16 protein-coding genes are annotated in these 12,826 nt (G+C 63.3%); 10 read left to right on the top strand and 6 right to left on the bottom strand.

The genetic code is table 11. The annotated features are described in order from the left end of the window. Positions 1-104: 104 nt before the first annotated feature. The 5 genes from KJP30_RS09265 to folK form a co-directional block, all read right to left on the bottom strand. Positions 105-854 carry a pyridoxine 5'-phosphate synthase gene (locus KJP30_RS09265; protein ID WP_218448762.1) on the bottom strand — a complete coding sequence of 250 codons (750 nt, stop codon included), beginning with the start codon at positions 852-854 and terminating at the stop codon, positions 105-107. Positions 855-942: 88 nt separating this feature from the next. Next, positions 943-1,581, bottom strand: coding sequence for a DUF2062 domain-containing protein (locus KJP30_RS09260; protein WP_218448760.1), 639 nt, complete (start codon positions 1,579-1,581; stop codon positions 943-945). A gap of 16 nt (positions 1,582-1,597) precedes the next feature. After that, positions 1,598-3,742, bottom strand: a complete 2,145-nt coding sequence (locus KJP30_RS09255) for a RelA/SpoT family protein (RefSeq protein ID WP_218448759.1) — start codon at positions 3,740-3,742, stop codon at positions 1,598-1,600. Positions 3,743-3,764: 22 nt separating this feature from the next. Further along, on the bottom strand, positions 3,765-4,118 hold the full coding sequence (gene rpoZ, locus KJP30_RS09250; protein WP_218448758.1) for a DNA-directed RNA polymerase subunit omega: 354 nt from the start codon (positions 4,116-4,118) through the stop codon (positions 3,765-3,767). 108 nt (positions 4,119-4,226) lie between these two features. Continuing rightward, positions 4,227-4,787 carry a 2-amino-4-hydroxy-6-hydroxymethyldihydropteridine diphosphokinase gene (gene folK, locus KJP30_RS09245; protein ID WP_218448755.1) on the bottom strand — a complete coding sequence of 187 codons (561 nt, stop codon included), beginning with the start codon at positions 4,785-4,787 and terminating at the stop codon, positions 4,227-4,229. Positions 4,788-4,924: 137 nt separating this feature from the next. Between folK and KJP30_RS09240 the strand changes: the two genes are divergently transcribed. The 6 genes from KJP30_RS09240 (at position 4,925) to KJP30_RS09215 (ending at position 8,941) form a co-directional block, all read left to right on the top strand. Then, the gene (locus KJP30_RS09240) at positions 4,925-5,497 is read left to right on the top strand and encodes a LabA-like NYN domain-containing protein (RefSeq protein WP_043142294.1); all 573 of its coding nucleotides are present in this window, start codon (positions 4,925-4,927) and stop codon (positions 5,495-5,497) included. A gap of 167 nt (positions 5,498-5,664) precedes the next feature. Beyond that, positions 5,665-6,621: a 4-hydroxy-3-methylbut-2-enyl diphosphate reductase gene (gene ispH, locus KJP30_RS09235; protein WP_218448754.1), complete on the top strand. Its 957-nt coding sequence runs from the start codon at positions 5,665-5,667 to the stop codon at positions 6,619-6,621. A gap of 129 nt (positions 6,622-6,750) precedes the next feature. Next, complete coding sequence (locus tag KJP30_RS09230) at positions 6,751-7,203, top strand: DUF3429 domain-containing protein (protein ID WP_218448751.1); 453 nt, start codon at positions 6,751-6,753, stop codon at positions 7,201-7,203. A gap of 85 nt (positions 7,204-7,288) precedes the next feature. Further along, the gene (locus KJP30_RS09225) at positions 7,289-7,879 is read left to right on the top strand and encodes a class I SAM-dependent methyltransferase (RefSeq protein ID WP_218448750.1); all 591 of its coding nucleotides are present in this window, start codon (positions 7,289-7,291) and stop codon (positions 7,877-7,879) included. Then, a complete protein-coding gene (rnhA, locus tag KJP30_RS09220; RefSeq protein WP_218448749.1) occupies positions 7,872-8,324 on the top strand; it encodes a ribonuclease HI in 453 nt (150 codons plus the stop codon). Before KJP30_RS09225 ends, rnhA begins: the two co-directional genes overlap by 8 nt. After that, positions 8,321-8,941, top strand: a complete 621-nt coding sequence (locus KJP30_RS09215) for a trimeric intracellular cation channel family protein (RefSeq protein WP_218448748.1) — start codon at positions 8,321-8,323, stop codon at positions 8,939-8,941. The genes rnhA and KJP30_RS09215 overlap by 4 nt, the downstream gene beginning before the upstream one ends. Before the next feature lie 66 nt (positions 8,942-9,007). Here the strand turns inward: KJP30_RS09215 and KJP30_RS09210 are convergent, their stop codons facing one another. Continuing rightward, positions 9,008-10,183 (bottom strand): MalY/PatB family protein, encoded by a 1,176-nt coding sequence (locus KJP30_RS09210; RefSeq protein WP_218448747.1) that lies wholly within the window; start codon positions 10,181-10,183, stop codon positions 9,008-9,010. A 104-nt stretch (positions 10,184-10,287) separates the two neighbouring features. Between KJP30_RS09210 and def (KJP30_RS09205) the strand changes: the two genes are divergently transcribed. The 4 genes from def (KJP30_RS09205) to fmt all read left to right on the top strand — a co-directional run bounded on the left by def (KJP30_RS09205) (position 10,288) and on the right by fmt (position 12,814). Beyond that, positions 10,288-10,815 carry a peptide deformylase gene (gene def, locus KJP30_RS09205; protein WP_218448746.1) on the top strand — a complete coding sequence of 176 codons (528 nt, stop codon included), beginning with the start codon at positions 10,288-10,290 and terminating at the stop codon, positions 10,813-10,815. Further along, positions 10,812-11,315 (top strand): peptide deformylase, encoded by a 504-nt coding sequence (def, locus tag KJP30_RS09200; protein ID WP_218448745.1) that lies wholly within the window; start codon positions 10,812-10,814, stop codon positions 11,313-11,315. The genes def (KJP30_RS09205) and def (KJP30_RS09200) overlap by 4 nt, the downstream gene beginning before the upstream one ends. Then, positions 11,312-11,806, top strand: coding sequence for a peptide deformylase (gene def, locus KJP30_RS09195; protein WP_218448744.1), 495 nt, complete (start codon positions 11,312-11,314; stop codon positions 11,804-11,806). Before def (KJP30_RS09200) ends, def (KJP30_RS09195) begins: the two co-directional genes overlap by 4 nt. A 96-nt stretch (positions 11,807-11,902) precedes the next feature. Next, positions 11,903-12,814 carry a methionyl-tRNA formyltransferase gene (gene fmt / locus KJP30_RS09190; protein ID WP_218448743.1) on the top strand — a complete coding sequence of 304 codons (912 nt, stop codon included), beginning with the start codon at positions 11,903-11,905 and terminating at the stop codon, positions 12,812-12,814. The last annotated feature ends 12 nt before the right edge of the window (positions 12,815-12,826 follow it).

Below are 12,826 nucleotides of genomic sequence, written 5' to 3'. Positions count from 1 at the left end.
CTTGCTTGAAGCGCGCTTGACCTAAGGTCTACCCCAAGTTTGCGGCAAAAAAATGGTGACAATCGTATGGAATGCGGCGCATCCGCAGATACGCCGCCCCGGTATCAGGCGCGCGCCTCGTCCATCAGGCGGCGCATTTCCGCGATGGCAGGGTCGAGACCGCGAAAGATCGCCTCGCCGATCAGAAAGTGCCCGATGTTCAGTTCCATCACCTCGGGAAAGGCTGCGACGGGTTTCACCGTTTCATAGGTCAACCCGTGACCGGCGTGTACCTCCAGCCCCAGCCCATGGGCAAAGCTGGCCATTTCACGCATCTTCTCCAGCTCGATGTCGCGTTCCTCGAACCGTCCTTCGGCATGGAAATCGCAATAGGCCCCGGTGTGCAGTTCGATGACCTGCGCGCCGATCCGGTGGGCGGCCTCGATCTGGCGCCGGTCGGCGGCGATGAAGATCGACACCCGGCAACCGGCATCGCGCAGGGGGGCGATGAAATGGGCCAGCTTGTTTTCCTCACGCGCCACTTCCAACCCGCCTTCGGTGGTCTTTTCCTCGCGCTTTTCGGGGACGATGCAGACGGCATGAGGTTTGTGACGCAGGGCGATCTGCTGCATTTCCTCGGTCGCGGCCATTTCGAAGTTCAGGGGCACGCTGAGATGCTCCATCAGCCGGTCGATGTCCTCGTCCGAAATGTGGCGGCGGTCTTCGCGCAGGTGCGCGGTGATCCCGTCGGCCCCGGCTTCTTCTGCCAGTTTGGCGGCGCGTACCGGATCCGGATAGGCGCTGCCGCGTGCGTTGCGCACGGTGGCCACATGGTCGATGTTCACGCCAAGGCGCAGGTGTCCGGGCTGGGTCATGGTCACGCTCCCGCTGCTGGAATTTGATCAAAACCTAGGGGGCGCGCACCAAAAAGAAAAGCGCGAATAGTGACCTTCGGGAAACCGGTCACTCGGCCCTTTGTTCGGCCTTTTTCTTCTTCAATTCGGCCAGCTTGGCCTTGATCGCGCCCTTGCGGCGGTTCTGAAATGCGGTGATCAGCGGCAACGACACGTAATAGGCCACGATCCCGCAGATAAGCCCGGGAAGAATCCCGCCCACCATGTAGGGAAAGAACACCTCGTCATAAAATATCTTGAGGTGGCTCCAGTCGGTCCTGTCCGGGGTGAAGATGGCGATGAAATTGTCCCAAAGATCCTCACCGGCCTTGATGAATTTCTTGCCGATCGAACCGTGGTCCTCGTTCGCCTTCAGCCCCAGCAGCCAATAGCCCGTCTTCATGGCGATGACGCCGATGGGCACATAGGTCAGCGGATTGCCAAAGAAGGTCGACAGGATCGCGGCAAGGATGTTGCCGCGCATGATCCATGCAATCAGCGCCGCGGTCACGAAATGAAACCCGTAGAACGGCGTGAAGGTGGTGAAAATTCCGGCAAAGATCCCGCGCGCGATGCGGTCGGGCGGGTCGGGCAGACGGTTGACCCGCAACTGGACATAGCGGGCTGCACGCGCCCAGCCACCGCGCGGCCAGAGCGTTTCCAGCACGATCCGACCGATGGGCCGCCTGTCGCGTCTTCTGAAGACCACGCTGTGCCTTTCCTGCCTATTCCGCCGCAGTTGCCGCCGGAACCGTCTCAAGCTCTGGGTCGCGTTGCCTGACCACCGCCGCCACGTTGCTTTCGGCCTCGAGGATCGAGATCAGCGAATGCAGATGCTCGGCGTCCCTGAGGTCGACATCCATCACAAGGCGGTAAAAATCCGGTTTGCGATCTTTGAAGTTCAGGTCCGAGATATTGGCCTTGGTCTCGCCAATCAATGTGCAAATCCGTCCCAGCACCCCTGCGTCGTTGCCGATGGTCAGTTCCAGCGACACGGTATAGACCGCCGGGTGCTTGCCCTCGGCCCAGTGCAGGTCCAGCCAGCGTTCGGCCTGATCCTCGTGATCGGCCAGTGCGGCACAGTCGATGGCATGAACGGCCACGCCGCGCCCGCGATGCGCCAGGCCGACGATTCGTTCCCCGGGCAAGGGTTGGCAACAGCGGGCGCGTTCGAATCCCTGCCCATGTTCCAATCCGACAACCGCGCGCTTCATCTCGATCACGCCATCGTCGCGAATGGCGAGGTTGGGATAGACGGCCTCGACTACCTCGGAGGCGGTCAGTTCGGCGCTACCCAGCCGAGCCAGCAGCGTTTCGGTATCTTCAAGACGCAGGGTCGCGGCGGCCTTTTCCAAAACCTTGTCGGTCGCCTTCTTGCCACGTGCCTCGAACGCTGCGCGGGCCAGTTCGTGCCCCAATTTGGCGTATCGTTCCTTGTTCGCCTCGCGCAGGGCGCGGCGAATCGCGGACTTGGCCTTGCCGGTTGTCGCCATGTCCAGCCAGGTCGCCTGCGGTGCCTGTCCTTCGGCGGTGATGATCTCGACCGACTGGCCGTTCTTCAGCCGGGTCCACAGCGGCACGCGAATCCCGTCGACCTTGGCGCCGACGCATTTGGATCCGATGCGGGTGTGAATCGCATAGGCGTAGTCGATCGGTGTCGCCCCGCGCGGCAGTTTCACCACGTCGCCCTGCGGCGTGAAGCAAAACACCTTGTCCGAATACATCTCAAGCTTGACCGCTTCGAGAAAGGCGTCGTGATCTTCCTCGGCGTCGAACTGTTCCGTGACGCTGGCGATCCATTTCGCGGGATCGACGGCAAAGCGGTTTTCCGCAGGTTCGCCGTCACGATAGGACCAATGCGCCGCCACGCCGGTTTCGGCGACCTCGTGCATTTCCCGGGTACGGATCTGTACCTCGACCCGCTTGCCGTCGCGGCCGGAGACAGTGGTGTGGATCGATCGATAGCCGTTCGATTTGGGTTGGCTGATGTAATCCTTGAACCGTCCGGGAACGGATTTCCACCGCTGGTGGATCGCACCCAGCGCGGTATAGCAATCAGCCTCGGACCGGGTGATGACGCGGAACCCATAGATGTCGGACAGGCGGGAAAAGCCGATCTTCTTTTCCTGCATCTTTCGCCAGATCGAATAGGGCTTTTTCGCGCGGCCAAAAACCTCGGCCTCGACCCCGGCTTTTTCCAGCTCGTGCCGCATATCGCCGGTGATGCGCTGAACCACATCGCCGGTTTCGCGTTGCAGCGTGATGAAACGGCGGATGATGCTGTCGCGGCCCTTGGGGTTGAGCACGCGGAAGGCGTGGTCTTCCAACTCTTCGCGCATCCACTGCATGCCCATCCGTCCCGCAAGCGGGGCGTAGATATCCATGGTTTCCCGCGCCTTCTGCACCTGTTTTTCAGGTTTCATGGCACGGATGGTGCGCATGTTGTGCAGCCGGTCGGCCAGCTTGACCAGGATCACACGCAGATCCTTGGACATGGCCATGAACAGTTTGCGGAAGTTTTCCGCCTGCTTGGTTTCCGAGCTGGACAGTTGCAGGTTGGTCAGCTTGGTGACGCCATCGACCAGTTCCGCGATTTCGCGGCCAAAACGCTGTTCAACCTCGGAAAAGGTGGACCGCGTGTCTTCGATGGTGTCATGCAGCAGGGCGGTTATGATGGTGGCGTCGTCAAGCTGTTGCTCGGTCAGGATCGCCGCCACCGCAACCGGATGGCTGAAATAGGGCTCGCCCGACTTGCGGAACTGCCCGTCATGCATCTCGCGGCCATAGTCATAGGCCGCGGAGATCAGTTTTTCATTGGTGCGCGGATTGTAGTTGCGGACAAGGTCAACGAGGTCTTCAGCCGAGATCATGTCCCCTCACCGCCCTAAACGGTCAACCCTGACCCTGCGCCTCCATGAGTGCGCGCAGGAGCTTTTCTTCGGACATGTCGTCCTCTTGCGGCTTGTCCTGTTCGGCACCCATGAGCAGAGCCATGGCATCGTCTTCGGGTTCGTCCACCTCGATCTGGGTCTGGTTCGACTCGATCAGGCGTTCGCGCAGTTCGTCGGCGGACTGGGTTTCCTCGGCGATTTCGCGCAGGGCGACCACCGGGTTCTTGTCATTGTCGCGGTCGACCGTGATCGCGGCACCGGCGGAAACCTCGCGCGCACGATGGGCGGCGAGCATCACCAGTTCGAACCGGTTCGGGACCTTGTCAACGCAATCTTCTACCGTCACGCGGGCCATAAGAGCGCTCCGTTATTCTGTTTCGAGGGCCTCAGAAAGGAATGACATAACGTGGCCCCGCCCGGGATACAAGGGGCAAGGCGCAGTCGGCCTGCCACGCGATGCGTGTCACAACGGCACCACCTCGTCGCGGGCGGCGGCGGGCAGGGCGGCCAGCATGCCGGACACCGTCTGGCCGGTCAGCGGATGACACCAGCCTGCGGCGATGTCCGCCAGCGGGACAAGGACAAAGCCACGGTCCTGCATGCGGGGATGAGGCAGGATCATCTCGCCCGGGGCAAGGCGCAACTGTTCATCCAGGGGCAGGCCGCGCCAGCGGTCCTGCACCTCGGCGTTGGGGCGCACCTCGGACCCGGCGGCCAGCAGGTCCAGATCCAGCGGCCGGCTGGCCCAGCGGGTTTTTCGGGTGCGGCCGAATTCTTCTTCGATGTCGTGCAGCGCCTTTAGAACCTCCTCTGGCCCGCCGGGCGAGGTTACGGCGACGCAGGCATTGACGAAATCGGGGCCGTTGCCGGGCGGAAAGCAAGGGGTGGCAAAAAAGCGGCTGGCGCGGCGCAGACGCAATCCCGCCGAAGCCATGGCAAGAACGGCCGCCGACAGCGTGTCTCGGCTATCGCCAATTTGTGAAGGGAGGTTAGAACCCAGTGCTATAAGGAATTCTTGTGCCATTTGCCCCAACGTACTATTCTTTTGAGACTTGGCCGCGCCTTGCGACGCGCGGAAAAAACCATAATGTCTCTCGAACGCGCCCGCTACCACACTCACACTCACGGTTCCAGCGGGCCGATTGGACGAAAGGAAATTTTATGTTCTACAAGGACGAACGGCTCGCGCTGTTCATAGATGGTTCCAATCTATATGCAGCGGCCAAGGCTCTTGGGTTTGATATCGACTACAAACTCCTGAGGCAGGAATTCGCTCGCCGCGGCAAGATGGTTCGGGCCTTCTACTACACGGCTCTGCTGGAAAACGACGAGTATTCGCCGATCCGCCCTCTGGTGGACTGGCTGCACTACAACGGCTTTACCATGGTGACGAAGCCCGCGAAGGAATACACCGACAGCCAGGGCCGACGCAAGGTAAAGGGCAACATGGACATCGAACTGACGGTCGATGCGATGGAGCTTGCGCCCCGCGTGGATCATATCGTGCTCTTCTCCGGCGACGGTGACTTCCGCCCGCTGGTCGAAAGCCTGCAACGTCAGGGCGTGCGCGTCTCCGTGGTCTCGACCATCCGGTCGCAGCCGCCGATGATTGCCGACGAACTGCGCCGTCAGGCCGACAACTTCATCGAACTGGACGAGCTGCGCGAAGTCATTGGCCGCCCGCCGCGCGACACGCAGGTGGAACGCAACTTCGAAGTGGCGTCCAGCAAGTAAGCCCAGATTGGCCGCGCCGGGATGACGGGGCCAAAGGCGTACAGATTGAAAGGACGGTGCCGTGGCGCCGTCCTTTTTCTTTGCGACCGGCGCGTTGGCGGGGGTGGGCTGGACGCGGCGGGGTCAAGGTCTTAGGTCAGGGGCAACCCGGGATGAAAGGCCGCGCCATGACCGATACACTGCCGCCGCTCACGTTGTACCTTGCCGCGCCGCGCGGCTTTTGCGCGGGTGTCGACCGCGCCATCAAGATCGTCGAAATGGCCTTGGAGAAATGGGGCGCGCCGGTCTATGTCCGCCACGAGATCGTTCACAACAAATACGTCGTCGACGATCTGCGCGCCAAGGGCGCGGTTTTCGTCGAAGAACTGGAGGATTGCCCCGACGATCGTCCGGTGATCTTTTCCGCACATGGCGTGCCCAAGTCCGTCCCGGCCGAGGCCGCGCAGCGCGAGATGATCTATGTCGATGCGACTTGCCCGCTGGTTTCCAAGGTTCATATCGAAGCCGCCCGGCATCACGAGAACGGGTTGCAGATGATCATGATTGGCCATGCCGGCCATCCGGAAACCATCGGCACCATGGGGCAGCTGCCCGAAGGGGAGGTTCTGCTGGTCGAGACCGTCGAAGACGTGGCGACGGTGCAGGTGCGAAACCCCGAGCGGCTGGCTTTCGTCACCCAGACGACGCTGTCTGTGGACGACACGGCGGGGATCGTTGCCGCGCTGAAGGAACGTTTTCCTGCCATCGTCGGCCCTCACAAGGAAGACATCTGTTACGCGACCACCAATCGGCAGGAGGCGGTGAAGGCGCTGGCGCCGCGCGCCGATGCCCTGTTGGTGGTCGGCGCGCCGAATTCGTCGAACTCGAAGCGCCTTGTCGAGGTGGGGCGTCGCGCGGGATGTGCCTATGCGCAATTGGTGCAGCGGGCGACGGACATCGACTGGCGCGCGCTGGAGGGGATTTCGTCGGTGGGCATCACGGCCGGGGCTTCGGCGCCCGAGGTGCTGATCGAAGAGGTGATCGACGCCTTCCGCGACCGGTTTGACGTGACGGTTGAATTGGTGGAAACGGCGCAGGAGAACGTCGAGTTCAAAGTGCCTCGGGTGTTGCGTCAGCCGGCGTGACGGGGGCGCCGCTCGTCCCGGCCCATGGCCGGAACATCGCCCCGCCCGCCGTCCCACCTGACGCTGGTCGCGCAGACCGATTGACCTATCTGGCGCTGCACCTCACTTTGAAATCGTGACGATCAACACATGACCCAGATCCCGCGTTCCGCCCTTTTGCTTGGCCTTGCCGGTGTCCTGCCCTTTGTCTGGGGGCTGGCGACGCTGCTGATCCCGGGGCTGCATGACGGGGCGATTGGCGTCATGGGCCCGCGTTTCGTCGGCCCCTATGTCCAGTTGTTCTATGGTGCGGTGATCCTGTCCTTCATGTCCGGCGTGCTTTGGGGGTTTGCCACCAAGGCCGAGGGCAGGCAGGCGACCACGGGTTATGCGCTGTCCGTCCTCCCGGCGCTCTGGGCCTTTTTCACCACCGGTGGCGGCGAGGGTGCCGCCGCGATGAACCTCAGCTTCGGGTTTCTCGGGCTGCTGCTCCTTGATCTGGCGTTCTGGCGCTGGGGGCTGGCACCGCCGTGGTGGATGTCACTGCGGGTTCTCCTGACCGCGCTGGTCGTGCCTTGCCTGCTGGTCACCGCGCTATTGTAACGGCCCGCCAGCGAACTGGCGGAAATCCTCGGCGACACTCTTGGTCCACTTGCGCGCGCCGCCGGAAAAGGCCAGACCACGGCCCATGACAGACCGTGAAACCATCCGCATCTACGACGACCGGGCGGACGAATATGCCCGCGTGACCGCCTCTGACGCGCCTGACGCCACCCTCGCCGCGTTTATTGCGGCCTTGCCAAAGGGGGCGGAAGTGCTGGATCTTGGCTGTGGGCCGGGAAAATCCGCCGGCTATATGGCCGCCGCTGGCCTCCGGGTCGACGCATGGGATGCCTCTGCCGGAATGGTGACGCTTGCCGCACGGCACCCGGGCGTGACGGCACGGCAGGCCGATTTCGATGCGCTGACGACCGAGAACAGCTTTGACGGCATCTGGGCCAATTTCAGCTTGTTGCACGCCCCGCGTGAGGACATGCCGCGCCACCTGGCCGCGATCCACCGCGCCCTGCGGCCTGGCGGACTGTTCCATATCGGCGTCAAGGAAGGCACTGGCGCGCGTCGCGATAAGCTGGGCCGCCTCTATACCTACTATACCGAACCCGAGATGACGGGGCTTCTGCGGGACGCAGGCTTTGCTCCCGGACCTTTCACCTTCGGAGAGGATTTGGGGCTGGACAAAGTCATGGCCCGCTGGTTCACGGTGACCGCCCATGCCTGAGCTTTTTGCCTATACCGACGGAGCCTGCTCCGGAAATCCCGGCCCCGGTGGCTGGGGCGTCTTGCTGCGCGCGATGAACGGCGAAGACATCGTCAAAGAGCGCGAGTTACAGGGCGGAGAGGCGCAGACCACGAACAACCGCATGGAACTTCTGGCGGCGATCAACGCCTTGGAAAGCCTCGCGCGTCCCTCCACGATTACGGTCGTCACAGACAGCGCCTACGTCAAGAACGGCGTCACCGGCTGGATCCACGGCTGGAAACGCAACGGCTGGAAAACCGCCGCGAAGAAACCGGTCAAGAACGTCGAACTGTGGCAGCGTCTGGACGAGGCGCAGAAACGCCATCAGGTGACATGGGAATGGGTCAAGGGCCACGCGGGACACCCGGAAAACGAACGCGCGGATGAATTGGCCCGCGCGGGCATGGCACCTTTCAAGTCATGACGCTGCTCGTTCTGCTCGACTACGCCGCCACGTTGGTTTTTGCATTGACCGGCGCGCTGGTGGCCAGCCGGGCACAGCTGGACATCGTGGGGTTTGCCTTCCTCGCCGGGCTGACAGGTCTGGGCGGCGGCACCCTGCGCGATGTGCTGCTGGACCGGACCCCGGTCTGGATCGCCGATCCCAACTATCTCGCCGTGGTCACACTGGCCGCGATCTTCGTCTTCTTCACCGCCCATCTGATCGAAAGCCGGCTGAAGGCGATCCACTGGCTGGACGCCGTGGCGCTGGGCGTGGCCGTGGCGGCGGGCGCGGGCGTCGCGCAACGCATGGGCCAGCCGGCGGCGGTGGTCATGGTCATGGGGATCGCAACCGGCTGCGCGGGCGGCCTCGCGCGCGACGTGGTCGCGAACGAGGTGCCGCTGGTCCTGAAGCAGGGCGAACTCTACGTCACCTGTGCATTGGTCGGTTCACTGGCCACGGTCATCGCCGCCGCGCTGGGGGCCGCCCCGGCTCTCAGCGGCATCCTGACGGTGGCGGCAACTTTTGCCCTGCGGGCGGGCTCTCTGGCGCTCGGCTGGCGACTGCCGGTTTATAAACCGCGCCCGCCGCGCGCCTGATCTTCTTCTTGGGTCAAATACTCCGGGGAGCGCGAGGGGCTGGCCCCTCGCACCCGCTGCGGGGCCTCATTGCAGATCGGCAAAGGCCTCTTGCAACCGTTCAACCGCCTTTGCGACCCGCGCCCGGGGGGTGGCAAAGTTGAACCGCAGATAGCTTTCCCCGCCCAGTCCGAAGGTGCCGCCGTGATTGACGGCAATCCGGGCTTCTTTTTCGACCCGGGTGGTGAATTCTTCGACCGACATGCCTGTATCGGCGAAGTCGACCCAGGCGAGGTACGTGGCCTCCATCGGCATCGACCGCACGCCCGGGATGGCATTCACGCCTTCGTCGAACAGGCGGCGGTTGCCATCCAGATAGGTGCACAGTTCGTCCACCCACTGCGCGCCTTCCGGTGAATAGGCGGCTGTGGCCGTAACCATGCCAAACGCATTGGCCGAGATGCTCAGGCCGGTCATCACGTCGCCGAACCTTTTGCGCAGTGTCGCGTCCGGAATAATGACATTGCCGATATGGCTGCCTGCCATGTTGAATGTCTTGGTGGTGGCCGACATCATCACCAGCCTATCCTCGATTCCGGCGTCCAGCGTCGCCATCGGGATGTGGCGCTGACCGGGCATCACCAGATCATGGTGGATCTCGTCCGACACCAGCACAAGGTCGTGCCGCTTGGCGAACTCTGCCAATCCGCGCAGCTCGGTCTCGGTCCAGACACGACCACCGGGATTGTGCGGCGAGCACAGGATCACCATCTTCTCCCGACCGGTCATCATCCCGTCGTAGGCGTCGAAGTCCATTTCATATCGCCCGTCCACCAAGGTCAGCGGGCATTCCACGACCTCGCGCCCGGAGCCGCGGATGACCCGCGCAAAAGCGTGGTAGACCGGGGTGAACAGCACAACGCCGTCACCGGGATCGGTAAAGGCTTGCAGGCAAAGCGCCGTGCCGTTCACCAGCCCATGCGTGGAAAAGATCCAATCGGACGAGATTTCCCAGCCGTGGCGCTCGTCCATCCACCAGCGGATCGCGCCCTTATAGGCATCGTCTGGTCCGAAATAGCCAAAGACCCCGTGTTCCACCATGCGTTGCAGCGCGGCCGGAATGCAGGCGGGCGGGCGAAAATCCATGTCTGCCACCCACATGGCCAGCCCCTCTTCGGGCGAGACTCCATAGCGCGCTTCCATCATGTCCCATTTCAGCGAATGGGTGCCCACGCGGTCGATGTCCTCGTCAAAACGGCTCATGATGTCTTTCCTTTGCCTCTGTTGCTTGCAGGCTTAACGCCTTGGCAGGCAGGGGCAAGAGGCCGCGCTTGCCTATATCGCCCGCCATGCTTAAATCGCTGCCCATGAAACGGCCGATCCTGATCCATCCCGACCCCCGCCTGAAAAAGGTCTGTCCCGCCGTGGACGACCTCTCGGATGAGCTGCGCGTCCTGTCGGACGACATGCTGGAAACCATGTATGCCGCACCGGGAATCGGGTTGGCGGCCCCGCAGATCGGCGTGCTGTCACGTTTGATCGTGCTGGATTGTGCCAAGAAGGACGATGGCGAGGACCCGCGCCCGCTTGTAATGTTCAATCCGCAGGTCGTGGCCAGCAGCGATGAACAGAACGTGTATGAGGAAGGCTGCCTGTCGATCCCCGATCAATATGCCGAGGTCGAGCGCCCAAAGGTTGTGGATGTCGAATGGCTGGATGCCGACGGCAAGCTGCAACGCGAAACCTTTGACGGGCTTTGGGCCACCTGCGTCCAACATGAGATCGACCACCTCGATGGCAAGCTGTTCATCGACTACCTGAAACCGCTGCGCCGCCAGATGATCACGCGCAAGATGGTCAAGCTCAAGAAAGAGCGCGCGCGGGAAAAGGCGTGAGCATTCTGCCAATCCTGACATGGCCGGACACCCGGTTGGCACAGCCCTGTGCCCCGGTCGACGATCCGGCCGGGCTGGCGACCCTCGTGGCGGATATGCTCGACACCATGTACGATGCGCCCGGTCGTGGTCTGGCCGCGCCTCAGGTGGGCGTGATGCGCCGGGTTTTCGTCATGGATTCGGGCTGGAAGGACGGCGACAAGGCTCCGCTTGTCTGCATCAACCCCGCGATCACCCCCAGTGGCGATAGCCTGTTCACCGGTCCCGAAGGCTGTCTTTCGGTTCCGGGCGTGACCGCCGAGGTGACGCGCCCCGCCGAAGTGACCCTTGGGTTCACCGATCTCGACGGGGTGGCCCATCAGGTGCAGCTCAGCGGCGCGGCGGCGACCATTGCCCAGCATGAACTGGACCACCTTGACGGGATCATGCATTTCGACCGGCTGGACCCGGCCGCACGCGATGCCCTGCTGGCCGACTACCAGAAAGCCTCTGACACATGACCAAACGCCCCTTCGTGCCTTGGCCGGACAAGCGCCTGCGCACAGCCGCAGCTCCCGTAAGCGAGATCACCGACGAGATCCGCGCCATCTGGGATGACATGATCGACACTATGGAGGCGATGCCCGGCGTTGGCCTTGCCGCGCCGCAGATCGGCGTGATGATGCGTCTGGCAGTGGTGGATGCCTCGGACGAACGGGGCAAGGCAATCCGCATGGCCAACCCGGAAATCCTGCATGCCTCGGTCGAGTTCCGCGACCATGACGAGGCAAGCCCGAACCTGCCGGGTGTCCATGCCACGATCAGCCGCCCGCGCGCTGTGACAGTGACCTACATTGACCACCTTGGAATGAAGGTGCGCAAGGATCTGGTCGGGCTATGGGCGACCTCGGTCCAGCACCAGATCGACCATCTGAACGGGCGGATGTATTTCGACCGGCTCAGCAAGGTCAAACGGGACATGTTGCTGCGCAAGGCCCGCAAACGCGTCTGACGCCGCTGGGAGCGCATTCACAGCGCACCGCTGTCGTCTGGCCCCGCGCTCGGCCTTGCGCTACACCCGCGTTGTAACCACCGCAGGAGCAGGCCGATGCGCGTCATCTTCATGGGCACCCCCGAATTTTCCGTTCCCGTCCTCGACGCTCTGGTCGACGCGGGGCACGAGATCGCCTGCGTTTATTGCCAGCCGCCGCGCCCGGCCGGACGTGGCAAGAAAGACCGGCCAACGCCCGTTCACCAGCGGGCCGAGGCGCTGGGCCTGCCGGTCCGACACCCGGCCAGCTTGAAATCTGCCGAGGAACAACAGGCCTTCGCGGATCTCGGGGCCGATGTTGCCGTCGTGGTGGCCTACGGGCTGATCCTGCCGCAGGCCGTGCTGGATGCGCCGGAACATGGTTGCCTGAACATTCATGCCTCCCTTTTGCCGCGCTGGCGTGGGGCCGCACCGATCCACCGGGCGATCATGGCAGGCGACGCGGAAACCGGCATTTGCATCATGCAGATGGAGGCAGGGCTGGACACCGGCCCCGTTCTCCTGCGCGAGGCGACACCGGTCGGCGAGACCGAGACCACAGGCGAACTGCATGATCGACTCAGCGCCATGGGGGCCGGATTGATCGTCGAGGCGTTGGCCAAGCTCGACGATCTTGTGCCGCAACCCCAACCCGACGAGGGTGTGACCTATGCCACCAAGATCGACAAGGCCGAGGCCGCCGTTGACTGGACCCGGCCGGCGGCGGAAATCCTGCGCCAGATCAACGGTCTGTCCCCCTTTCCGGGCGCATGGACGATACATGACGGCAACCGGATCAAGCTGTTGGCAGCAGAGCCGGCAACCGGGCAGGGCGCGCCGGGCCGTCTGCTGGATGACCGGCTGACCGTGGCCTGCGGCACCGGCGCGTTGCGCATCACCCGTGCCCAGAGGGCCGGCAAGGGCGCGCAAGACAGTGCCGTGTTCCTCAATGGCTACCCGCTGGAAGCTGGCGCGCAGCTGGGCGGCTGAGCCTCTGGGCAT

Source organism: Antarctobacter sediminis (genome assembly GCF_019218285.1).
In the GTDB taxonomy this organism is placed as follows: Bacteria; Pseudomonadota; Alphaproteobacteria; order Rhodobacterales; family Rhodobacteraceae; genus Antarctobacter; species Antarctobacter sediminis.
The sequence above is the reverse complement of the archived record's forward strand: the minus strand, read 5'-3'. Positions and strand labels throughout refer to the sequence as shown.